The organism is Nonomuraea sp. CA-141351 (assembly GCF_050944675.1).
Classification (GTDB): Bacteria; Actinomycetota; Actinomycetes; order Streptosporangiales; family Streptosporangiaceae; genus Nonomuraea.
Genome location: NZ_CP191982.1, coordinates 10,140,410 through 10,162,909 on the forward strand (window position 1 = coordinate 10,140,410; position 22,500 = coordinate 10,162,909).

Genomic DNA, 22,500 nt, shown 5'->3' on the forward strand with positions numbered 1-22,500 from the left:
AGTCCTCTTCAATGGTGTGGTGGCCTGTGTCGGGGGCTCCCCGCCCGCCTTCGGGGTGCTGGGCTCGTTGCGGGTGTGGGTGGACGGGCGGGAACGTACGGTGTCCCGGCCGGCCGTGCGTCGGCTGCTGGGCGCGCTGCTGCTCACACCGGGCCGCCTGGTGGATCGGGCGCGGTTGATCGCGTTCGTCTGGGGGCTGGCGGGATGCGAGCCGGCGGCATTGCACAGCGCGGTGTACCGGCCGCGGGAATGGCTGAATCCGACCGGCATCCAGATAGTGCGCGAAGGCGACGGCTACCGCATCGAGGTGCCGCCCGAGCAGGTGGACGCCTCCCGTTTCCGGATCGCCGTCGCCGGCGCGAGCCGAGCCGGATCCTTGTCCCGCTCGGAAATCCGGTTTCGTACTGTGAGCTGGGATTTTGCTGCGCGCTCGGAACGGCTGCTGCGACCATCCCAAGGTGTTGTCATCGCTTGTCCACCGGTTGGTGAGGGGCCTGTTCGGCCTGCTGGCGGTACTGGTCCGCGCTGATCTGTCGAAGGACGTTGAGCTGCTGGTGCTTCGTCACGAGAATCAGGTGCGTCGACGTCAGCTCGGCGGCCGGCCGCAGTGGGGTCACGCCGACCGGCTCTGGCTGGCGGCGTTGTCGCGGCTGGTCCACCGCCGCCGGTGGGCGGAGGTGTTCCCGGTCACCCCGGCGACGATCCTGCGTTGGCATCGTAGCCTCGTGGCGCGTAAGTGGACCTTCACGGACAGGAGGCGCCCGGGACGGCCAGGCACCCGCCCGCCGGTCAAGGCACTGATTACTCGGATGGCGCGGGAGAACCCGACCTGGGGACATCGGAGAATCCAAGGGGGATTGGCTCGCCTGGGCTACCCGATCGCGGCCTCCACGGTGTGGGAAATCCTCCACGCCGCCGGTATCGATCCGGCGCCCCGCCGGGCCGGGCCGACCTGGCGGCAGTTCCTGACCACTCATGCCCACGCGATCATCGCCTGCGATTTCCTCGTGGTCGAGACGATACTGCTCAAACGGGTGTATGTGCTGATCTTCATCGAGCACGGCGCCCGACGACTACACCTGGCCGGAGTAACCGCACACCCGACCGGAGCATGGACGGCGCAGCAAGCTCGCAACCTGGCCATGGACCTGGGTGACCGCATCACCAGCCTGCGAGTCTTGATCCACGATCGAGACCCGCTCTTCACCTCCGCATTCCGGGAGGTCTTCAAAGCTGAAGGGCTGCGGATGGTCACCACGCTGCCGCGGACGCCGAGAATGAACGCCATCTGCGAGCGCGTCATCGGCACCCTGCGCCGCGAACTCCTGGACCGAATCCTGATCCTTGATGAACGCCATCTGGCACTCGTGCTCAAGGAGTATCTGGCCCATTACAACGGGCACAGGCCGCACCAATCGCGGTACCAGCGTCCCCCGAACGTCGCAACGCAGCCCGTCCGGCACCTGACCGAACTCAACGACCTGCGATCCATCCGCCGAAAACCCGTCGTCACCGGCATGATCAGCGAATACCAACACGCCGCTTAACCACAGCTCAGGCCACGTAACTCAATATTCGAGCGGCACAGGCGCACAGCATTGTGCTCGTACGGCTCAGCCCTTCGGCGGCGCCGTGCTCTCACGGACCGTGAGGATGGTGGCGATCTCCAGCCCGATCTGGGGAACCGGCTCGCCGCGGCCGAGGGTCAGCGCCAGTTCGGTCGCAGCGCCAGCCACCTCGAACAACGGCTGGCGGACGGTGGTCAGCGGCGGGTCGACCCAGTCCGAGACGACGAGGTCGTCGAAGCCCACCACGCTCAGGTCGCCCGGGACCGACAGGCCCAGCTCTCGAGCGGCCCGGTAGACGCCGAACGCCTGCATGTCGTTGGAAGCGAAGATCGCGGTCGGCCTGCCAGCGCGGGAAAGTAGGTCAAGGGCCGCGGCGTAACCGTGGTCGCGGGTGAGTTCGGTGCGGACCAGGAGCGCGGGATCCGGGGTGAGGTCGGCTTCGCCCAGCGCGGAGAAATATCCGGCCATGCGAGCCCGGCAGAACGGATAGTCAGGCCCGTTGATCATCGCGACGCGCCGGTGTCCCAGGTCGAGCAGGTGCCGGGTGGCCGAGTGGCCGCCCCGCCAGTTGGTGATGCCCACGAAGGGGATGTCGTCTGGCAACTCGTCGATGGGATCGATGACGACGAACGGGATTTCCTTCGCCTTCAGCCTGTCACGCTCGGACTTCGAGATCTGGGAGACGAACAGCACGCAGCTGGGGCGGCGGCCGATCGTGTCGTCGATGGAGGAGTCGAACTGTGACACGAACAGACCGATCCGGTTCTTGCGCGCCACCCGCTCGACCCCCCGGATGACTTCCACGGCCCACGTGTCGGCCATCTCGCGGAAGACGAGCTCCACGGTGCTGCTCCGGGTGCCGGAGGGACGGCGGTAGCCGTACTGGTTGATCAGCTCTTCGATCCGGGCGCGAGTCTCGTCCGAGACGCCGGAACGGCCGTTGAGCACCTTCGACACGGTGGGGATCGAGACGCCGGCGGCCTCGGCGATGAACGCGATGGTGACCGAGGGCGGTACCTCATCGTGCGAGCGTGGGCTGTCGGTCACGAGGAAACTATAGGGGAAGGCTTTCTCTGGCGCGGCCTGCATTTTTCACCAGGGTATGGCTTCCCGCAACGAGCGTTCGATACTACGTTTTCGCGCGAAAGTTTCGCGCAAGCAGAGGAAACGTATGTCCCAGCGCTACTTCGAGGACTTCTCGCCCGGCTTCGGCAAGGCGGCGCCGCGAGCCGTCCTGGCTTCTGACGCCCCATGGCTCGACCTGAATGGTGATTGGGCGTTCCGCTTCTCCCCCATCGGGCTCGACGAGCCGGACGGTTTCGAGTCGCCGGACTTCGACGACACTCAGTGGGATCGGCTGCCGGTTCCGTCGCACTGGCAGCTCCATGGGTACGGCAGGCCCGCCTACCTGAACATTCCCTATCCGATCCCAGTGGACCCGCCGTTCGTCCCGGATGAGAATCAGACCGGCGACTACCGCCGCGAGTTCCAATGGAATGGCAGCTCTGCCGTCCTGCGCTTCGAGGGGGTGGACTCGTGCGCGCGGGTCTGGCTCAACGGAGTGGAGCTGGGAGTGACCAGGGGCAGCCGCCTGCCTGCGGAGTTCGATGCCTCGAAGGCTCTGGTCAAGGGGCGCAACGTCCTGGCCGTCCGGGTTCACCAGTACTCCTCGGGCACCTACCTGGAGGACCAGGACACCTGGCGGATCTCCGGGATCTTTCGTGACGTCGCCCTGCTGGCGCGGCCTGTTGGCGGTATCCGAGACGTCTTCGTGCGTGCCGAGTACTCCGCCGACGGGAGCGGACGGGTCCGGTTCGACGTGGACGCGGACGGACCGGTCGAGGTCGACATCCCGCTGCTGGGGGTGGCGGCCGCCCCGACCACGGACACCTTCAACTTCGAGCGGGTGCGGCCGTGGAGCGCGGAGGACCCGTTCCTGTACGAGGCCGTCCTGTCCACCGCGAGCGAGCGGGTTCGCGTGCGGTACGGCTTCCGCACCGTCGCCATCACCGACGAGGGTGTGCTGACGGTGAACGGGCAGCGGATTGTGCTGCGCGGCGTCAACCGGCACGAATTCGACCCGGATCGCGGCCGCGTGATGAGCCCGGAGCTGATACGTCGCGACGTGGAGCTGATGAAGCGGCACAACGTCAACGCCGTCCGCACCTCGCACTACCCCCCGCACCCCACCTTCCTCGACATCTGCGACGAGCTTGGCCTGTGGGTGGTCCTGGAGTGTGACCTGGAGACCCACGCCTTCGACCAGACGCAGCCGGAGCCCTGGATCGGCAACCCGTCGGACGATCCGCGGTGGCGCGAGGCATACCTAGACCGAGTCCAGCGCACGGTGGAGCGCGACAAGAACCACCCGAGCATCATCATCTGGTCGCTCGGCAACGAGGCGGGCGACGGGCAGAACCTCGAGGCGATGGCCGAGTGGGTCCACGAGCGCGACCCGTCGCGGCCGGTCCACTACGAGGCGGACCGCCTGGCCCGCTATGTCGACATATATGGCGAGATGTATCGCACTCCGGCCGTCGTGCGCCGCATCGGCCAGGGCGGGCTGCGACCCGGGGAGATGTTCTATCCGCTCACCGAGGGCGCGGGCGACCCGGCGGACGACCGGCGCAACCGCATGCCCTTCATCTACACGGAGTTCGCGCACGCGATGGGCAACGGCCCCGGCGCGCTGGCGGAGTACATGCGGCTGACCGACGAGTTCCCGCGGGTCCAGGGCGGGTTCGTCTGGGAATGGATCGACCAGGGCCTGCGCACCACCGACGCGCAGGATCGGGAGTTCTTCGCCTACGGCGGCGACTTCGGTGAGGAACTGCACGACGCGAACTACATCTGCGACGGACTCATGTTCCCGGATCGCACGCCGTCGCCGGGCATGCTGGAATACCAGAAGGTCATCGAGCCCGTCGTCATCGAGCCGGGCAGTCCCGGCCACATCGCGATCCGCAACCGTTACGCCTTCCTGGACCTGTCTCACCTGCGCTTCACCCATGACCAGGGGGAGCTCCAGGTGCCGCGGGTCGGCCCGGGGATGATCGTCGAAGTCCCCGTCCCGGCGGTGGACGGCTGGCTCACCGTGCGGGCCGAGCTGGCCGAGGCCACCGCCTGGGCGCCCGAGGGCCACGTGGTTGCGTGGGGCCAGGTCCCGCCCGCCACACCCGAGAAGAGCCCCACTCTGTCAGAGGTACGGCAGGCCGCCAAGCAGTCCGGCGAGCACCTCCTCCTCGGCCCGGCGCGCTTCGACCGGCGCACCGGGACCCTGGTGGGGCTCGGCGACCGGCAGCTGCATGGCCCCCGGCTGGCGCTGTGGCGCGCGCCCACGGACAACGATCGCTCGGCAGGGCAGGGCGACGCCGACTACTGGAAGGCCCGCGGCCTGGACCGGCTGCTGCACCGGACCGTCTCCGTCGAGGCCGGCGACGACGGCCTGACCGTCGTGGTCCGCAGTTCGGCCGCGAACTCCGGTTGCGGCTACCTCAGCACCTACCGCTGGGAGAGCGACGGTCAGCGGGTCCGCCTCAACGTGCACACCGAGCCGGTCGGCTACTGGCCCGAGCGCACGTTCTTCTTCGACGAGGAGACGGTGGACGCGGATCAGCCGGACGAGGAACGCAAGGAGCTGCTCCGGCGTCACAGCGCGCCCTCCCTGGGACGCATCGGCCTCATGTGGCAGCTTCCCGAGGAGCCGTCGCAGGTCCAGTGGTTCGGCGCCGGGCCGGGTGAGGCATATCCGGACTCGCGGCAGGCGGCACAGATCGGCCACTTCCACGCCACAGTGGACGAACTGCAGACGCCGTACGTCCGTCCCCAGGACAACGGCACCCGCGCGGACGTGCGGTGGGCCGAGATCGGGGGCATCCGCATCGAGGGCGACCCGGTCTTCAACCTCGCCGCCCGCCGCTGGAGCGACAGGCAGCTCGCCTCCGCCCGGCACCAGAGCGACCTGGTCCCCGAGCCGCTGATCTACCTCTACACCGACCACGCCGTCCAGGGCGTCGGATCGGGGGCGGTCGGTCCCGGCATCCTTCCCCGGCACCGGCTGGAAGTCAGAGCCGCCGACTTCGCCTTCATCCTTTCGGCGACGGCCTGAAAGAAGTCACCGCCCCGCCAACCAAGCGGGGCGGTGTTCTCACCTCAGGAGGCGGTGCCGGTGACCGTGTCGCCGGACCTGGTGACCTGATAGGTGATCTTGGCGCCGCTCCAGAAGTGGAAGGTCAGCGTCAGCGATGTGTTCTCCCGCATCTGGCTGACGAGCTCCCTGAGCAGGCGGATCGAGTTGTCGGCATAGGCGGGAGAGTAGGACCTGCCGTACTCCTTGTAGGACGTCCAGTCGTGGGGTGCGGCGTTGGTGCCGTCGCCGTACTTGGCCTCCATCGTGGCGAGCCGGTCACCGTTGAACCGGGTGGGGATGGTCAGGGACTCCGTGGTGCCGGTCGCGTTCGACAGCGCCGGTGTCTCGTAGCTGATCACGTGGATGTTCCACGGGATTCCCTGGGAGAACCGGGCCTGGATCGTCGAGTTGACGCCGTGGGACCGGTCGCCGGCCAGCCGGGTGAGAGCTGTCGCCGTGAGCGTCAGCTTGTCGCCGGAGACCGTGTAGTCCCGGTCCGGGGAGAGCCTGGTGGCGCCATGCCAGAGCCCGCGGAAGTAGGTGCCGTTCTTGTTCAGGGTGAGCGTCTGGGCTTCGATCGCGCCCACCTTGGGCAGGTAGATCGAGTCGCTGGAAGCCGTACCGGAACGGGTGGTCCAGCTCGACTTGATCTGCGCGAACAGGCCGGGGTCCTTCCACTCGCGCAGGTTCTGCCGGTTGAGGTGCTGGCCGTTGTCCCACCACATCGTGGTGAGCTTCTTGGCGCGCGCCTCGTAGCCCAGCATTTCGAAGAACTTCAGCTTCTCGCCCTGCTGGACGGCGTTCCAGTCCACGTCGAAGCTGAGCAGGCCGTACTCCCCGAGGATCACCGGGATGCCGCGGGAGACGAAGGTCTGGGCCGCCCGGTCGAAGTAGCCGATCAGGTCCTGCTGAACCTGCTCGTTGAAGGTGGTGAATCCGGCGATGTTCACACTGAACGGCCAGAAGCCGTAGTAGTGGACGGTCGCGGCCAGGTTCTTGTCGTTCAGCGCGGCGATCTCGCTGGACAGGGCGTCCAGGTATTTCTGATCGGCGCTGGTGTGGACGGTCGGGAGCACCAGGATCCGCTCGGCGTTGCCGCCACCAGAGCCTCGGACGATGCCGTGGAAGGAGCGGTTGAGCTCGGCGAGGAGCGTCATCTTCTGCTCGTCGGTGGCGTTGTCGAACTGCGGCTCGTTGATGCCCTCGAAGAGCACCTTGGACGGCGCGTCACGGAAGGCGGCGGCGATCTGGGTCCACGAGGCGTTGAAGCGGGCGACCACCTCGTCGTGGTTGGCGGTCATCTTGGAGATCCACTGCCACGAGTCGTGGTGAATGTTGATCAGGACGTACAGGTCGGAGCCGAGCGCCAGGTCGACGACCTCCTTGACCCGGTTCATCCAGGTCGCGTCGATGGTGTACGGCGCGGCGGCGGACTGATGGTCGGTCCAGGTGATCGGGATGCGGACGCTGCGGAAGCCCTGGGCGCGGATGGCCTCGAACAGCGCCTTGGTGGCCGGCGGGTTACCCCACGAGGTCTCGTCGGGGATCGCGTCCAGCGTGTTGCCCAGGTTCCAGCCGGGCTGCATCGCCGCGACGATCTCCGTCGCGCTGCGGACGCGCTTGTCGGTGGTGGCGGTGGTGGGGCTGGCGGCCAGCCCCATCACTAAGGCGATCAGCGCTATAAGGAGGGGGGCCTTCTTCATTTCCTTCCCTTCCGGGTGGGCAGGGTGGCCTCGCCGCCGATCCGGAGGTTGCCGATGAAGGCGTAGCCGCCCGCAGCGGCGGCCACCTCGATCCGGACATACCTGGCGTCGACGGCGGGCCAGCGGGCGAACTTCATGGTGCGGTCGGCTGCCCAGGCGGCCGTGGCGACCGGCGCGAAGGTGAGGCCGTCGACGCTGGTCGAGATCGTGCACGCGGTGACGTCGCCGTTGTCGTCGGCGTCGCGCTCCAGTTGCCTCGGCAGGTATTCCAGCGCGGAGATGCCGCTCCAGAGCTCGCCGAGGTCGACGGTGAGCGACTGGGGCAGCTCACCGGCGGACCAGGACGACTCGTGGTCCTGCGCGCACAGGCCGTCGATGGCGTTGTCCGCATCCTGGCCCGCGGACGCGTAAGCCCCTGCCGGGGTGACGGGGTATTCCACCCGCGGCGGTTGCGGCGGCAGCGGCGGGCGCGACAGGTCGGGTCCGGGCCAGGACTCCGCCACTTCGGCCAGCCGGGCCACGATGTTGCCGTCCAGCACACCGTCCCGGTTGGGCGGGCAATTGAGCAGGAAGGAGACGTACTTCGGCTCCAGGTCGGCGAGGTGATGGAGAATGTCCGCCTTGCTCATGAGCTGCTCGGTGGGCGTGCTCGGGTGCCAGAACCATCCGTCGCTGATCGTCTGGCCTTGGACTCCGGCGTAAGTGTTGCCCGGGGGCGCGGTGATGCCCAGGGGCTCCTCGAAGTAGATCGCGTCTCCGACGAACGGCTCCAGTAGCCCGGCGTGGTCGATCATCACGATTCCGGGCTGCAACGCCCGCACGGTTTCCCGGATTCGCTGGTACGGCACGGCACGCTGGCCCATCTGCCACGCGTAGCCGTCGGTGACGAGCAGGTCGATCGGCCCGTACCTGGTCAGCAGCTCGGTGAGCTGGTCGAGGACGAAGGTGACGTGGTGCGGCCGAACGGCCTGGTCGGCGGCGACGCCGAAGCGGGGCGGAGCCTGGACGCCTGCCGTACGGTCCCAGATCGAGAAGTACAGGCCGACCTTGAGGCCCGCGGCTCGAAAAGCGGAGACGTACCGCTCGACGATGTCGTCCCGGGAGGCGTAGTCGGTGTGGGCGCTCGGCCACAGGCAGAAGCCGTCATGGTGCTTGGCGGTCAGCACGCCGTAGCTCATCTTGGCCGCGACCGCCGCGGCGGCCCACTGCTCGCAGTCGACGGCGGTGGGGGCGAAGAGCTTGGGATCCTGGTGGGGCGCCGCCCACTCCTCGTCGGTGAACGTGCCCATGTTGAAGTGGAGGAACATGCCGAACCGCAGCTCGGCGAAGGCGCTGAGGGAGTTCATAGCTCCTCGTAGTCGAACCAGTCGAAATGGACAGCGCCGGTAGCGGCGTACATGCCGATCACCCGGCCGGTGAAGCCGCCCGTCACCTCGGTGGACAGGTAGCGGCCGTCGAGGATGGCGAGCGCGGGCGAGCCCTCGATGCCGAACGAGAGCGTGTCGGGCTCCGCGCACGCGTCGCCCGGCACTCGCGGCTCCCCGGTCTCGACGGTGAGCACCATCGGGGCGGGGGTGACCGCATGCTCGGCGACCACGGATCGCACCGAGCCGATGCGGGCGATGACCTGAACACGGCCGTCGCCTGCCTCGATCTCGTAGTGGTGCCGCTCGTCCAGCCGGACCGCCAGGCCGCCGCGCCCGTGCGAAGGGTCGATCAAGGTTCGGGCGCGCCACCTCAGGTGCTGCGCGCGGTGGCCGAGGAAGGCCACGTCGCGTTCGTCCAGGGAGGCGCCGCGGGCGTGGAGCGTCAGCCAGTCGGGCCGCTCCTTCGTGATGCGAGGGCGGCTCCGCACCGAGATCCACGAGGGCTGGAGCTCGGTCAGGTCGAAATCGTCCCTGAAAGGGCCGGCAGGGACGCCGGAGACGATCTCGCCGACGACGGGCCAGCCGTCCACCCAGCTCACCGGGGCGAGGAAGGTCTCGCGGCCCAGGACGTGCCAGCCGGGGGTGCCTCCGCGGGGCCGTACCGCGAGGAAGACCATCCACCATGAGCCGTCGGCGGCCTGGACGAGGTCGGCGTGGCCGGTGTTCTGGACCGGATGGTGGGTGCCGCGGTGCGTCAGGATCGGGTTGGCAGGGCACGGCTCGAACGGCCCGTCGGGCGCGGGCCCGCGGGCGATCGACACGGCGTGGCCGCGCTCGGTGCCGCCCTCGGCGATCATCAGATACCAGTGGTCGCCGACGCGGTAGAGGTGGGGCGCCTCCGGGGCGAGAGCGCCCGGCGTGCCGTTCCAGACCTCGCGTGGCTCCGCGAGGTTCTCCCCCGTCCACGGGTCGATGCGGACCTGCCCCATGCCGGCGAAGGTGACCCAGCAGCCGTCGTCCTCGTCCCAGGCCAGGTCGGGGTCGATGCCGGGGACGCCGGGCAGCCGGACCGGATCGGACCACGGCCCAGCCGGATCGGTGCTGTTGAACAGCACGTTGACCGGGCCTTCGACGGTCATGATCGTGACGATCAGCCAGAACCGGCCGTCGTGATGGCGGATCGTCGGCGCGTAGACACCTGCTGAGGAGGGGACCTCGACAGAAAGGGGCTGCTCCATGACGTTGCCGATCTGGGTCCAGCGCACGAGGTCGCGACTGTGGAAGATCGGGATGCCCGGGAAGTATTCGAAGCTCGAGCAGGCCAGGTAGTAGTCGTCGCCGACCCGGCAGATGCTGGGATCGGGGTGGAATCCGGGGATGACAGGGTTCATCTCGAACGTTCCTCGGTGAGGCGGAGCAGGACCGCTGAGGGCGCGGTGGGCAGGGTCAGCGTCTGTTCTGTCAGGCGGGCCTTGCTGTCGGCGGGATAGAGCAGCTCCGCGCGGGGCACCTCGATGGTTTCCTCGCCGCCACGCCGCCAGACGGCGAGATAGGCGGCCGCCGGGGCGTGCAGGGCCAGCATGACCCACGGGTCGTCCCAGGCCGGCAGGCCGAGCGGCCATGAGGGCACAGCCTGGGGCAGGTCGGCCCGGATCTCCTTGTAGACGGCCACGGCCTCATGGACGAGGGCGCGGGCGCCGGGATCCAGCTCCGGCAGCAGACCTGACAGGTGGATGCGGCCGAGCAGCGCGCTGACCATGGTGAAGGCCACCTCGTCCAGGGAGTCGCCCGGCCGCGGGTAGGCCCAGACGGCGCCCTGCTCGGGCGGGACCGCGGTGGGCGCGGAGGCGGCGATGGGCGCGTACAGCCGGAGGTTCTGCTGGTCGCTGGTGGACTGGAGCTGGAGGCGGGAGAGCATCGCGTAGTCGGAGCGCATGCCGCCCGAGGCGCAGTTCTCGATCACCAGGTGCGGGTGCCGGTCCAGGACGCCGTCGAGCCAGTCGAGGTGGGCGCGATTGTGACCGAGCAGCCCGGCCGCGGGGGTCTCACGGGCATGACTGCTGGTGCCGGAGCCGGGGTCGATGTTGTAATCCAGCTTCAGGTAGCCGACGCCCCACTCCCCGACGAGGCGGTCCACGACCCGGTCGAGGTGGGCCCGGGCGGCAGGATGGCGCAGGTCCAGGTTGTGGCGGTGGTTCTCGACGACCCGGATGCCGTCCCGGCGGAAGAACGCCTCGTCGGGCAGGTATGTCGCCAGGGGGCTGTGCACGCCGATCACCTCCGGCTCCAGCCAGAGGCCGGGGACCATGCTGCGCTCCCGGATCCGGTCAAGGACCTCGCCGATGCCGCGGGGAAAGCGTGAGGCGGACGGCTCCCAGGCGCCGACGGTATCCCACCAGCTCCTGTCGATCTCGGCGTACCAGCCCGCGTCGATGACGAAGTACTCCGCCCCGGCTTCCGCCGCCGCGTCGATCAGGGGAAGTAGCTTCTCCGTGGTCGGGTCACCCATCAGGCAGTTCATGTAGTCGTTGAAGATGACCGGGAGCCGCTCGTGGTCCCGGTGCGGGCGCCGGATGGCCCGGCGGTAGCGGGTCAGCGCGGCGAACGCCTCGTCGTGCTCGCCCACCGCGAGCGCGACGGGCACGGTGCGGAACTCCTCACCGGGGTTGAGCGGATGCCGCCAGCCGTGGTGGCCGTCGCTGGGTCCGGACAGAGCCACGTAGGCTGTGTCCTCGCGCGCGCCGCACTCCCAGCGCCAGCCGCCGCCGTTGTGCTCGATCTGCCACAGCCACGTGCGGCCGCTCTCGCGGTGGGTCAGGCCGCCCATCGGCAGGTGGCCGCAGCTCGACCAGACGCCCTGCCCGGCCAGGGTGAAGCAGTCCTTGCCATTGCTGTATCTGACCTGATCGCTGAGTTCGGGCGAGGTGAGCCGCAGCGGGCTGCGCCGCCACCGGTATTCGGCCAGCCAGTCGTTCTCGGCCCACATCAGCTCCGCGCCCTCTGCCGGGAAGCCACCGACGACGAGCGAGGTGACCGACTCCAGGATCAGCGGGTGCTCGCCTTCGTTGCGCAGGAGCACCTCGCTGCGGAGCACGGGCAGACCCTCCGGCGATCGGTACGTCACCTCGGCGACCAGGCCGGTCTCCGGGTCGTGGAGTTCGACGGTGTGCTCGTCGCCGGTGGCGTGCTGCCGTCGGCGCTGCATCCGGGAGCCGATGGCGGTGTCGATGAGCCGGTGACTCGACCAGTGGCGGCCGTGCCCGGTCGCGGTCACCTCGACCAGGGGCAGCCCCGACTCGAGGAGGGCGTCGATCATAGTGTTCTCCCTTGCTTCAGTACGGCGCAGCCGCCCGCGGGGAGCTCACCCACGGTCGTGCCGGTCAGCAGGTCGGGGCCGGGCTCGGGAAGGACGATCGGCTCGGTGCCGTGATTGAGGAGAAACCGCCAGTTGCCTCTGATGACGGATTCGAGGCCGGGTGTCCCGGAGGAACCGGCGAGTCGGGTGATCAGGGCGGTGTAGCCGGAGTCATCGAGCCGGGTGGAGAGGTACCAGCCCTCCCCCGCGCCGAAGCGGTGCCGGGTGATCGCAGGTTTCCCGGCGAGCATGCCGTGGGTGTAGGTGACGAGTGTTTCTCCTTCGGTGCGCAGGGACTCGCTCCACACCGTGGCCCGCGTGCCGTCCGACAAGACGATCACCTCGTCCCTGCGGAGCGGCCGGTGTTCCTCGACGCGGATGCCCAGCGCCTCGCGCAGCGGGAGCGCCGGGTAGCCGCCGAGGCGGGCGTGGAGGCGGGCGTCGACGACGCCGCTATAGTGCTGGACGAGCAGCGTCCCGCCGCCCTCGACGTAGTCGCGCAGGTTCTCCGCTCCGGCGTCGGAGAGCAGGAACAGGGCCGGAGCCACGACGAGGCGATAGCGACTCAGGTCGTTTTCGGGATGGGCGAAATCTACCGTGATCCCGGCCTCCCACAACGCGCGATGGGCCCGGCGCAGCGAACCGTGATAGTCGAGTTCCTTCGACGGCAGGCCGTCGACCTCCATCGCCCACCAGGCGTCAGAGTCGTGTAGCACGGCCACGTCCGCGATGACGATCGAGCCCTTGATCTCCCCGAGCCGGGCGACGGCCTCACCCACCTCCTGGATCTCACGGAAGATCCGGCTGTCAGCCCCCGCGTGCGGGACCATCGCCGAGTGCCACGTTTCGGCCCCGGCGCGGGATTGCCGCCACTGGAAGAACAGGGCGCCCTCCGAGCCGCGGGCGATGTGGCCGATCGTGTGGCGGAGGATCTCGCCCGGTTCCTTGCCCAGGACCTGATCGCTGGAGTAGACGGTGCTGGTGCCCTGCTCCATCAGCAGCCAGGGCCGCCCGCCCGCGAACGAGCGGGCGCGGTCAGCGGCGAAGGCGGTGTCGGCGGCGGCGCCGAACCCCGGCGCGTCCGGGTAGTGGTCGATGGCGACCAGGTCGACCTCCCGTCCCATCGCCCATAGGTCCAGGTTCTGGTAGCCGGGCAGCATCAGGTTGGTCGTGACCGGCCGGTCGCTGTGGGCGCGGATCGCGTCGCGCTGCTCCCGGTAGGCGGCGATGACCGTGTCGGACCAGAAGCGCCGGAAGTCCAGGTGCTGGCCCGGGTTCTTGTGCCACTGGGTGGCCCGCGGCGGCAGCACCTGCTCCCACGCGCCGTAGCGCTGGCTCCAGAAGGCCGTCCCCCACGCGTCGTTGAGCGCGTCCAGCGAACCGTGGCGCTCCTGGAGCCATTCACGGAACGCGGCAGCGGTGTGGTCGCACCAGCAGAGCGTCGCGTACTCGTTGTGCACGTGCCACATCGCGACGGCCGGATGCTTGCCGTACCGCTCGGCGAGTTCACCGGCGATGCGCACCGCGGCTTTCCGATAGGCGGGCGCGGCCAGGCAGTAGGTATCGCGGCTGCCGTGGACCAGCCGGGTGCCGTCCGGTCCGACCGGCAGGGCGTCAGGGTGGGCCAGGGTGAACCACGGCGGCGGGGATGCGGTCGGGGTGGCCAGATCCACCGCGACGCGGTTGGCGTGAAGGCGGTCGAGATGGGCATCCAGCCAGGCGAAGTCGTAGCGGCCCTCCTCCGGCTCCAGCAGCGCCCAGGAGAAGACCCCGACGGTGGCCAGGTTGACGCGCGCCTGGCGCATCAGCTCGTCGTCCTCCTTCCAGACCGCCTCGTCCCACTGCTCGGGGTTGTAATCGCCGCCGAAGAACAATTGGGCGTCGTCGCGCAGGTACATGGAAGTGCTCCTAGCTGGGACCGGTGCTCTCACGGATGGTCAGGGTGGGGCTGAGCAGCACGACTTCGTCGGCGGGCTGCTCGCCGCGCATGGAGGCGGCGATCCGGGAGACGACCTGCTCGACGGCGATACGGCCGAGCTCGGTCGCGGAGCCGGTGACCGCGGTGAGGGTCGGTGTGTACTGCTCGGCGAGCCGCTCGGGGCACAGAGCGATCACCGACGCGTCCTCGGGGACCGTCCGGCCGCTGGTGCGCAGGAGGCTGAGCAGCGGGCCGATGGCTCCCTCGTTCTGCACCACGAAGCCGGTGGTCTCGGGCCGGTCGGACAGGATGCGGCCGAGCGCGCCTGCCGTACCCTCGTAGGTTCCCTCGCACGGGCGGTGGAGGAAACGCAGACCGCGCTCCTTGGCACGGGCTCGGAAGCCCGCGAGGGTGCGCTCGGCGTATCCCGCGTGGCGCTGGTAGGTGCCGGGGGCATAGCCGATGAAAGCCACCTCCCGATGACCCAGGTCGGCCAGGTGGTCCGCGCAGAGCTTGCCCGAGGCCTCGAAGTCGTGGTCGACGCAGGACAGCCCGCGGGGGTCTCCCGGTAGTCCGATGAGCGCCGCCTGGAGCTTTCCGAGCGTCGGGATGCGCTTGTCGTCCAGCTCGACGTCCATGAGGATGACGCCCTCGGCCAGGCCGCTCGCGGCCAGGCGGCGGATGCCGTCGGGGCCCTCGTCATTGGTGATCAGCAGAACGTCGTAACCCTTTTTCCGGGCGGCCACGGCGACGGAGGTGGCGATCTCCATCATGATCGGCACGTAGACGTCGGTTCTCAGCGGTACGGCCAGCGCGAGGATGTGCGAGCGCCTGCCCGCCAGCGCGCGGGCGCCCGCGTGCGGGTAATAGCCGAGCTCCCGCACCGAACGCTCCACGCGTCGCCGGGTCTCGTCGGAGACGGGGCGCTTGCCGCTGAGCGCGTAGCTGACCGTGCTCGTGGAGACGCCCGCCGCCCTGGCCACGTCGGCAATTGTCACCATTCGCATGCTCATCCCTTGATGGCGCCGGTCAGGACGCCGGTGCGGAAGTGTTTCTGCACGAACGGGTAGACGATGAGCAGCGGCACCAGCGTCAGGACGACCACCGCCATCTGCAACGACAGCGGAGCGGTCTGCGCATGCTCCAGGCCGAATCCGGCATTGACCGAGCCCGGCATGCCGACGCCGCGGTTGACGTAGGTCAGCAGCACGTACTGCAGCGGCCACTTCTCGCTCTCCGTCGGCATGTAGAGCATGACGTTGAAGAAGGCGTTCCAGTAGCCGACGGCGTAGAAGAGGGCGATCACCGCGGTCACTGCGCGGGAGATCGGCAGGACCACCGACCAGAGGATCCGCCAGTCTCCGGCGCCGTCCATCCGGGCCGCGTCGATCAGTTCGGCCGAGGTCTCCGAATAAAAGGAGCGGAGCACCAGGATGTTGAAGACCGAGACCGCGCTGGGCAGGATCAGTGCCCACCACTGACCGTAGCCGCCCAGCCCGGTCACCACCAGGAAGGTGGGGATCAGTCCGCCGCCGATGAACATCGTGACGACCAGCAGCACCAGGATGAAACGGTGCCCGAACGAGCGCGGCCGCGACAGGCCGAAGGCGCACAGGACGGAGACGACCATGGAGATCGCCGTGCCGATGATGGTGATACCGAGGCTCACCACCAGAGCGGTGCGGACGGTCGGATCGGTCAGCATCTCCTCGTAGGCGTTGAAGGTGATCCCATCGGGCCAGATCACCAGGCCTCCGGCCCGGTTGATGGCGCCGGGGGTCGACAGGCTGGTCACCACGACGATCCAGAGCGGCACCAGCATCACGGCCAGCACTCCGCCAAGAGTGATCCCCTTGGCGGACTGGCCGACGGCGGTCGGTGGTTCCTGCCAGCTTGGTCTTTTCGTCATCTGCGGTACACCCCGTCCTCGCCGAAGGAATGCGCCAGCCTGTTCGCGCCCCAGATGAGCAGGAGCGAGATCACGCTCTTGAAAAGCCCGGCGGCGGCGCCGAGGCTGTAGTTGGCAGCGGTGATGCCGTAGTAGAAGGAGTAGGTGTCGAGCACCTCCGCGGTCTCGTGCCCGACCGCGTCACGCTGGATGAGAAACTGCTCGAAACCGACCGACAGCGCGCCCCCGAGCCGGAGCACCAGCATCAACACGATCACGCCGCGCAGGCTCGGCAGGGTGATGTGCCACATCCGCCGGAAGGGCCCGGCGCCGTCCACCGCCGCCGCCTCGTAGAGGCCGGGGTTGATCGCCGACAGTGCGGCGAGGAAGACGATGATCCCCCAGCCGGCCTCCTTCCACACCGTTTGGAAAGTGACCAGCAGCGCGAAGGTGTCCGGGTTGGACATGATGTCCCACACCGGCAGGTCGTTCGAGCGCAGGAACTGGTTGAGCGCGCCCGCACCACCCAGCATCTGCTGGAAGATCGTGATGACCAGCACCCACGAGAAGAAGTGCGGCAGGTAGACGACGGACTGGACGAAGTTGCGCACCCGCTCGCTGAGCACCGAGTTGAGCAGGATCGCCAGCGCGATCGGGACGGGGAAGAACAGGACCAGCTGGACGAAGCTGAGGTAGAGCGTGTTGTTGAGCGCGCCCCAGAAGAGCGGGTCGGCGAAGATCTGGTGGAACTGGTCGAGGCCAGCCCATTCGCTGTTCCAGATCCCGACCAACGGGTCGTAGTACTGGAAGGCGGTGATCACCCCGACCATCGGGGCGTAGTTGAAGACCAGCAGCAGGACAACAGCGGGCACGACCATGATGAGCAGCGAACGGTCGCGCCTGACCCTGTCCCGCCAGGTCAGGCGCTCTTTCACTGGCCCGTGCCGTACTTGTTCAGCACGTTCTCGGTCATCCACTGCTTGAGCCGGTCGCCACCGCCGCTGCTCTTCCAGGTGGCGATGGCCGCCTGGACCTCGGCGACCTTCTTCTTGCCGTGATAGCAGTCCTTGATGGCGTCCTCGACCGCCTGCGCCGCGGCGGCCGTCGCCAGCGACGTGGGCAGGCTGACGTTCATGTTCAGGAAGACCGGCTTGTACAGCGCGTTGATGTTGGCGGCCTGCCAGGCGGCGTAGTCCTTGGTGACTTGGTCGGCGCCGGGATTGCTGATCACGGAGGCGGGTGCGGCCAGGAACGGGAAGGTCGTCGCCTGCACGAACTTCTTGCCGTCCGCGGTCGCCGTCGGAACCCCGTCCTTCATGGTGAAGTGGGTGCCTTCGACGCCGAAATTGACCATCGTGTACTCCGCCGAGCCGTACGGCGCGGCCAGATAGTTGGCGATCGCCAGGCACTCCTCGATCTGCGCCGGCTTCAGATTGATGTTGAGGTAGCTGATGATGCGGGCCGCCTCGCCCATGAACATGCGCGCGGGACTCTTGCCGTCGTGGGAGAAGTAGTTGAGCGCGCCGCGACGGTAGTTCGGGTCGGCCGCGACACCCGACTCGTGGTCGCCGAGGTTCCAGGCGCCGGTGCCTCCTCCGCCGATCAGCGCCTTGCCCGCGTAGAAGCGGGTGCCGGCGTTGGCGTTCTGGCCCGCGATCGCGTCCGGGTGTATGTAGCCCGCCTGGGCCACGCGGTAGTGCCAGTCGAGCGCCTCGGAGAACTGCGGCAATTCGTACTTGTGGACCAGCTTGCCGTCCTGGACGGTCCAGACGTTGGGGATGTCCCAGGCGGGGAAGGTGTAGGTCCATAGATCGTCGAAGGCCCACACGCCGCCCTTGGCGTCGGTCAACTCCTTGCCCAGGTTCATCAGGTCGTCGGCGGACTTCACCTGGTCGGCGGTGATGCCCTTGGCCTCCAGGATGTCGCGGCGGTAGAAGACGCAGCCGTGGACGACGAAGCTGCTGGCGGAGGAGGGGATGCCGAACAGCTTGTCGCCCCAGGCGCCGGCCTGCCAGGCGGCGGTGGGCAGGGCAGCCAGGTTCGGATATTTCTTGATTTTGTCGCCCGCCAGATAGGGCGTGAGGTCGGCGAGCTGCGTTCCGACCAGTCCCCCGACGTTGAAGTTGCTGTTCCACCAGCTCGGCAGCTGGATCCAGTCGGGCAGCTTCTTGGCCGCCGTCATGGTGGGGATGATGGTCACGTAGTTGTTGCCGTCGGCGGGCTTCATGGTGAAGCTGGCTCCCAGAGCCTTGTTCATCGCCTCGTAGAAGGAGTTTCCCTGCGGCGGCACCGTCCCCCACAGGGGGGTCACGGCGGTGTAGCTCCCGCCCTTGCCAGGCACTCCCTGCACGGTGGCGACCCGGTTGGCCGGATAGGCCAGGAAGGCAGGGTCGGTGGCGGCGCCGGCCTGACCTGCCACGGAGGGGATGTCCGGCTTGACGGCGGAGCTCGGCACGTAGGTCGGGAGCGCGGCTTGGAGCCCGGTCTTGGTGTTCGTACCGACCTTCTGCGCTGGCTGGGGAGCGTTGCTGCTGCAGGCGGCGAGCAGTGGAGTCATCACTGCGGCACCGAGGAAGCCTCTGCGGTTCAACATGGGGGGTTGCCCTTCGAAGCGCTTCGTATGTTGCCGCGAGACTAATGACATGTTTCGGGGCAAAACAAGAGCAAAGTTAAAGGAAAGTTTCTACCTTGTTAGCGTTGACATCACTCAAACGGCGTGCCAGCGTCGATGCGCTTCGACTCCATCGACCTCTCTGTCTGTGAGTGTTTCTGTGAGCGACAACTTTCCCTTCCGAGACCCGGCCCTTCCGGTGCGCAAGCGCGTCGATGACCTCGTCGAACGATTGACGCTGGACGAAAGAATCGCGATGCTGCATCAGTACGCGCCTGCCGTGCCTCGCCTTGACCTCGCCCCCTTCCGCACCGGCTCCGAAACCCTGCACGGCGTGGGCTGGCTGGGGCTGGCGACCGTTTTCCCACAGGCCGTGGGCCTGGGTGCGACGTGGGATGAGACCTTGGTACGGCTGGTCGCCGAGGCCGTCTCCGTTGAGCTGCGCGCGTTCCACCGGCACCGCCCACCCGTGATCGGCACCGGCGCCAACAGCCTGCAAGCGTGGGCGCCCGTGGTGAACCTGCTGCGCGATCCGAGGTGGGGGCGGAACGAGGAGGGCTACTCCGAAGATCCGGTGCACACCGCGCGGCTCGGCGCGGCCTACTGCCGGGGCCTGGCCGGTGACCATCCGACCTACCTGCGCGCGGCTCCGGTGCTCAAGCACTTCCTCGCCTACAACAACGAAGACGACCGGTGCGTCACCTCCTCCGGGCTGCGTCCCCGGGTCCTGCAGGAATATGACCTGGCGGCCTTTCGGCCGATCGTCACCGCCGGTCTGGCCACCGGCGTGATGGCCGCCTACAACCTGGTCAACGGCCGCCCCTGCCACGTCAGCCCGCTCATCGAGACGGAGCTGCGGCGCTGGGCCGAGGATCTCTTCGTGGTCAGCGACGCCGAGGCTCCCTGCAACCTGGTCGAGCTGGAGCACTACTTCGACGACCACGCCGAATCCCACGCCGCCGCGCTCAAGGCCGGGATCGACAGCTTCACCGATCACGGCGAGGACAGCCAGGTGGTGCTCGGAAAGCTGCGGGAGGCTCTCAAGCGCGGGCTGATCGACGAGGGCGACATCGACCGCGCGGTGCGAAGGCAACTTTCGTTGCGCTTCCGGCTCGGCGAGTTCGACCCGGACCTGGACCCGTACGCCGACATCCGTCCCGAGGTGATCGACTGCGCCGAGCACCGGGCGCTGGCTCTGCGTGCCGCGACCGAATCGGTGGTGCTGCTGAAAAACGACGGCCTGCTGCCCCTGGCGGGCTCCCCTCGCGTGGCCGTCATCGGACCCCTGGCGGACACCCTGTTCGAGGACTGGTACAGCGGCACCATGCCCTACCAGGTCACCGTCGCCGACGGGTTGGAGGAGGCGCTCGGCAAGGTCGTCCGCGTGGAGGGCTGCGACCGGATCATGCTCCGCTCGCCCTCGGCCGGTGAGCTCGTGGTCGACGTCACCGACTGGGGTGCCGGGATGCTCACGCTGCGCGATGCCACCACTGGGCGCTACTACAGCCTCCAGGAGGACGGTTCGCTGGCCGCCGACCGGGAGGTGATCAAGACCTGGTTCGTCAACGAGACCTTCCATCTGGAACCGGTTTCCGGCGGTGTGCTGCTGCGTAACGTCCGTACCGGCCTCTATGCGGCAGGCGACGGCCGGTTCACCGCCCGGACTCCTGGCGACGCCGAGTGCTGGGAGCGGGAAGTGCTTGTCGACGGTACGGCTCGCGCCCGCGCGGCAGCCGAAGACGCCGATGTCGCCGTCGTGGTGCTCGGCAACCACCCGCTGATCAACGGTCGCGAGACAGAGGACCGCCGGGACCTCGCGCTGCCCGCGGGGCAGGAGGCGCTGCTGCGCGCGGTCGCAGAGGCCCGCCCCGAAACCGTGCTGGTCACCATGAGCAGCTACCCCTATGCCCTGGACTGGGCCGACGAGCACCTGCCCGCCATGGTGTGGACCTCCCACGGCGGGCAGGAGACCGGGCGAGCACTGGCCGCCGTGCTGCTCGGCGCGGCTGATCCGGGCGGGCGGTTGCCGCAGACCTGGTATCGCGGTGAGCTGCCGGACCCGCTGGACTACGACATCATCAAGGCGGGCTGGACCTACCAGTACCACCGGGCCGCCCCGCTCTACCCCTTCGGCCACGGGCTGTCCTACACCGAGTTCACCTACAGCGACCTGCAGATCTCCGCGGACAACGTCGTCTCGATGACGCTGACCAACACCGGCGCCAGGCACGGATCGGAGGTGGTGCAGCTCTACGTGCGGGCGTTGAACGCGCGCTACGAAGCGCCCCGGCTCCGGCTCGCCGACTTCCGTAAGGTCCGGCTGGCTCCCGAAGAGAGCGTGGAACTCACCTTCCAGATCACGACCGACCACCTGGCTCACTGGGACGTGGCCAGCGGCTCCTTCACCGTCGACCCCGGCGACTACGAGGTGCTGGTGAGCCGCTCCGCCGGTGACATCGTCCTGACGGTCCCGCTCACGGTGGACGGCCCGGCCCCGTTACCTCGCGCCGTCGTCGGCACCCGCACTTCGGCAATCGACTTCGACGACTACACGGGCATCACCCTGGTCGACGCCGGCCGTACCGCCGGAGATGCGATCGCTCCCAACGGCCAGCCCGCGACCGTGCTCTTCCGCTCCGCAGACCTGTCCGGCGCGGCCCGGGTCGAGGCCGAGGTCACCGGTGAGGGGCGCCTGGCCTTCGCGGCGGCCGATCAGCTGCTCGCGGAGATCGCGGTTCCCGACACTGGGGGGCGCTACGCGTGGACGACCATCGCAGCGGATCTGGACTCGGCACTCGAAGGCGTTCACGACCTTCGGATCAGCCTGCACGGGGACGTCAGGCTCGCCGCATTCCGCTTTGGCTCATGAGTACGATCGGCCCCAGGCACTGACCTGAGGGCGGCAATGGCGAAGCGTGTGACGATCAACGATGTGGCCCAGGCTGCAGGGGTTTCCCGGCAGACCGTGACCCGCGCGATCAACGGAATGGGAGAGATCAACGAGCAGACGAAACAGCGTGTCCTGGAGGCGTGCGAGCGCCTCGGCTACCGGCCGAGCCGGTTCGCCCGCAATCTCGTCGCCAGGAAGAAGACCCGCGCGATCGGCTATCTGGTCGCCTCGTTCCGCAACCCGTATTACACCGAGATCGCCGGGGACCTGCTCAACGCAGCCGCGGCTCGGGGCTGGCACGTGCTGATGGCCTCGACGGAGACGGAGGAGGAGTCGGCGGCCATGGAGATGCTGGCAGGAGAGGTGGACTTGTTCATGGGCCACTTCTTCCTTCCGGACGACGACCTCGCGCAGGTCTGCCGGGGAGTTCCGCTGGTCATGGTGGATCGCCTGATGGACCGGTCCGGCATGCACTCGGTGGAGATCGATCTGCGTGAGGGTGTACGGCATGCGATCGAGGCGCTGCGAGCCAGGGGCGTACGGCACCTCGGGATGATCGATTCCGACTTCACCATGCGGGACTCGCCGACCTACCATCCCTCGCTCCGGCGGGAGTGGTTCGAGGAGTTGGCGGGCGCCGAGTCGGCACGAATGATCACGGTCGGGGAGGAGTCGCTGGCCGGTGGCGGGAAGGCCTTCGCCGAGCTCGTGGCCGCCCATCCGGAGGTGGATGCCGTGCTCGTCTACAACGACCTCATGGCCATCGGCGCCGTGCAGGCCTCGCACGCGCTCGGCATCGAGGTGCCCGGGCGGGTCAGGATCTGCGGGATAGACGGGCTGAGCCTGGGCGAGGCGGTGCTCCCGCGGCTGACGACGTTGTCGATGGGGCGTGAGGCCGTGGTGAACGCCGCGCTGGACATCGCCGAAGAGCTCGCCGCGGCCGACTTCGCCCCGCTGCCGCCTATGCGACGGGTTGTCAACCCGTGTCTGATCTGGCGCGAATCCGCCTGATGAAGTTCCCCATTGACATGGAGGCACCCCGCTCCGTAGCGTGACGTTTCCAACAGATGT

The 22,500-nt window shown here is 68.4% G+C and carries 15 protein-coding genes; 5 read left to right on the forward strand and 10 right to left on the reverse strand.

The features are described 5' to 3' along the window. Positions 1-115: 115 nt before the first annotated feature. Together ACQPWU_RS47575 and ACQPWU_RS47580 are read left to right on the forward strand one after the other, a co-directional pair. Positions 116-529, forward strand: coding sequence for an AfsR/SARP family transcriptional regulator (locus ACQPWU_RS47575; protein WP_433432768.1), 414 nt, complete (start codon positions 116-118; stop codon positions 527-529). Beyond that, positions 486-1,547: an integrase core domain-containing protein gene (locus ACQPWU_RS47580; protein WP_433432770.1), complete on the forward strand. Its 1,062-nt coding sequence runs from the start codon at positions 486-488 to the stop codon at positions 1,545-1,547. The genes ACQPWU_RS47575 and ACQPWU_RS47580 overlap by 44 nt, the downstream gene beginning before the upstream one ends. 66 nt (positions 1,548-1,613) lie before the next feature. Here ACQPWU_RS47580 and ACQPWU_RS47585 read toward each other — a convergent pair whose 3' ends face one another. Further along, positions 1,614-2,657 (reverse strand): LacI family DNA-binding transcriptional regulator, encoded by a 1,044-nt coding sequence (locus ACQPWU_RS47585; protein WP_433432771.1) that lies wholly within the window; start codon positions 2,655-2,657, stop codon positions 1,614-1,616. 82 nt (positions 2,658-2,739) lie between these two features. Between ACQPWU_RS47585 and ACQPWU_RS47590 the strand changes: the two genes are divergently transcribed. Next, complete coding sequence (locus ACQPWU_RS47590) at positions 2,740-5,676, forward strand: glycoside hydrolase family 2 TIM barrel-domain containing protein (protein ID WP_433432773.1); 2,937 nt, start codon at positions 2,740-2,742, stop codon at positions 5,674-5,676. A 44-nt stretch (positions 5,677-5,720) separates the two neighbouring features. On the opposite strand, the gene ACQPWU_RS47595 is transcribed toward ACQPWU_RS47590, so the two are convergent. From ACQPWU_RS47595 to ACQPWU_RS47635, 9 genes are read right to left on the reverse strand one after another with little or no spacing between them, the layout of a single operon-like run. Continuing rightward, complete coding sequence (locus tag ACQPWU_RS47595) at positions 5,721-7,400, reverse strand: cellulase family glycosylhydrolase (RefSeq protein ID WP_433432775.1); 1,680 nt, start codon at positions 7,398-7,400, stop codon at positions 5,721-5,723. After that, positions 7,397-8,746, reverse strand: coding sequence for an alpha-L-fucosidase (locus tag ACQPWU_RS47600; RefSeq protein ID WP_433432777.1), 1,350 nt, complete (start codon positions 8,744-8,746; stop codon positions 7,397-7,399). The genes ACQPWU_RS47595 and ACQPWU_RS47600 overlap by 4 nt, the downstream gene beginning before the upstream one ends. Next, positions 8,743-10,158 (reverse strand): glycoside hydrolase family 43 protein, encoded by a 1,416-nt coding sequence (locus tag ACQPWU_RS47605; RefSeq protein WP_433432778.1) that lies wholly within the window; start codon positions 10,156-10,158, stop codon positions 8,743-8,745. The genes ACQPWU_RS47600 and ACQPWU_RS47605 overlap by 4 nt, the downstream gene beginning before the upstream one ends. After that, positions 10,155-12,083 carry an alpha-galactosidase gene (locus tag ACQPWU_RS47610; protein WP_433432780.1) on the reverse strand — a complete coding sequence of 643 codons (1,929 nt, stop codon included), beginning with the start codon at positions 12,081-12,083 and terminating at the stop codon, positions 10,155-10,157. Before ACQPWU_RS47610 ends, ACQPWU_RS47605 begins: the two co-directional genes overlap by 4 nt. Continuing rightward, positions 12,080-14,020 (reverse strand): beta-galactosidase, encoded by a 1,941-nt coding sequence (locus ACQPWU_RS47615; protein ID WP_433432782.1) that lies wholly within the window; start codon positions 14,018-14,020, stop codon positions 12,080-12,082. The genes ACQPWU_RS47610 and ACQPWU_RS47615 overlap by 4 nt, the downstream gene beginning before the upstream one ends. Positions 14,021-14,030: 10 nt before the next feature. Further along, entirely contained in the window at positions 14,031-15,041 is a 1,011-nt protein-coding gene (locus tag ACQPWU_RS47620) for a LacI family DNA-binding transcriptional regulator (protein ID WP_433432784.1), read from the reverse strand. Between the two features lie 8 nt (positions 15,042-15,049). Then, entirely contained in the window at positions 15,050-15,949 is a 900-nt protein-coding gene (locus ACQPWU_RS47625) for a carbohydrate ABC transporter permease (protein WP_433432786.1), read from the reverse strand. Then, positions 15,946-16,863 carry an ABC transporter permease gene (locus tag ACQPWU_RS47630; protein WP_433432787.1) on the reverse strand — a complete coding sequence of 306 codons (918 nt, stop codon included), beginning with the start codon at positions 16,861-16,863 and terminating at the stop codon, positions 15,946-15,948. The genes ACQPWU_RS47625 and ACQPWU_RS47630 overlap by 4 nt, the downstream gene beginning before the upstream one ends. Next, a complete protein-coding gene (locus ACQPWU_RS47635) occupies positions 16,860-18,521 on the reverse strand; it encodes a hypothetical protein (protein ID WP_433432789.1) in 1,662 nt (553 codons plus the stop codon). The genes ACQPWU_RS47630 and ACQPWU_RS47635 overlap by 4 nt, the downstream gene beginning before the upstream one ends. A gap of 298 nt (positions 18,522-18,819) precedes the next feature. On the opposite strand from ACQPWU_RS47635, the gene ACQPWU_RS47640 reads away from it, so the two are divergent. Continuing rightward, entirely contained in the window at positions 18,820-21,408 is a 2,589-nt protein-coding gene (locus tag ACQPWU_RS47640; protein WP_433432791.1) for a glycoside hydrolase family 3 C-terminal domain-containing protein, read from the forward strand. Positions 21,409-21,456: 48 nt separating this feature from the next. Continuing rightward, positions 21,457-22,440, forward strand: coding sequence for a LacI family DNA-binding transcriptional regulator (locus tag ACQPWU_RS47645; RefSeq protein WP_433432793.1), 984 nt, complete (start codon positions 21,457-21,459; stop codon positions 22,438-22,440). The last annotated feature ends 60 nt before the right edge of the window (positions 22,441-22,500 follow it).

What these genes read in the sequence shown, in the direction of transcription:
- ACQPWU_RS47585 (WP_433432771.1), bottom strand. Translation starts at nt 2,657, where the DNA reads ATGCAGGCCGCGCCAGAGAAAGCCTTCCCCTATAGTTTCCTCGTGACC.
- ACQPWU_RS47590 (WP_433432773.1), top strand. Translation starts at nt 2,740, where the DNA reads ATGTCCCAGCGCTACTTCGAGGACTTCTCGCCCGGCTTCGGCAAGGCG.
- ACQPWU_RS47595 (WP_433432775.1), bottom strand. Translation starts at nt 7,400, where the DNA reads ATGAAGAAGGCCCCCCTCCTTATAGCGCTGATCGCCTTAGTGATGGGG.
- ACQPWU_RS47600 (WP_433432777.1), bottom strand. Translation starts at nt 8,746, where the DNA reads ATGAACTCCCTCAGCGCCTTCGCCGAGCTGCGGTTCGGCATGTTCCTC.
- ACQPWU_RS47605 (WP_433432778.1), bottom strand. Translation starts at nt 10,158, where the DNA reads ATGAACCCTGTCATCCCCGGATTCCACCCCGATCCCAGCATCTGCCGG.
- ACQPWU_RS47610 (WP_433432780.1), bottom strand. Translation starts at nt 12,083, where the DNA reads ATGATCGACGCCCTCCTCGAGTCGGGGCTGCCCCTGGTCGAGGTGACC.
- ACQPWU_RS47615 (WP_433432782.1), bottom strand. Translation starts at nt 14,020, where the DNA reads ATGTACCTGCGCGACGACGCCCAATTGTTCTTCGGCGGCGATTACAAC.
- ACQPWU_RS47620 (WP_433432784.1), bottom strand. Translation starts at nt 15,041, where the DNA reads ATGGTGACAATTGCCGACGTGGCCAGGGCGGCGGGCGTCTCCACGAGC.
- ACQPWU_RS47625 (WP_433432786.1), bottom strand. Translation starts at nt 15,949, where the DNA reads ATGACGAAAAGACCAAGCTGGCAGGAACCACCGACCGCCGTCGGCCAG.
- ACQPWU_RS47635 (WP_433432789.1), bottom strand. Translation starts at nt 18,521, where the DNA reads ATGTTGAACCGCAGAGGCTTCCTCGGTGCCGCAGTGATGACTCCACTG.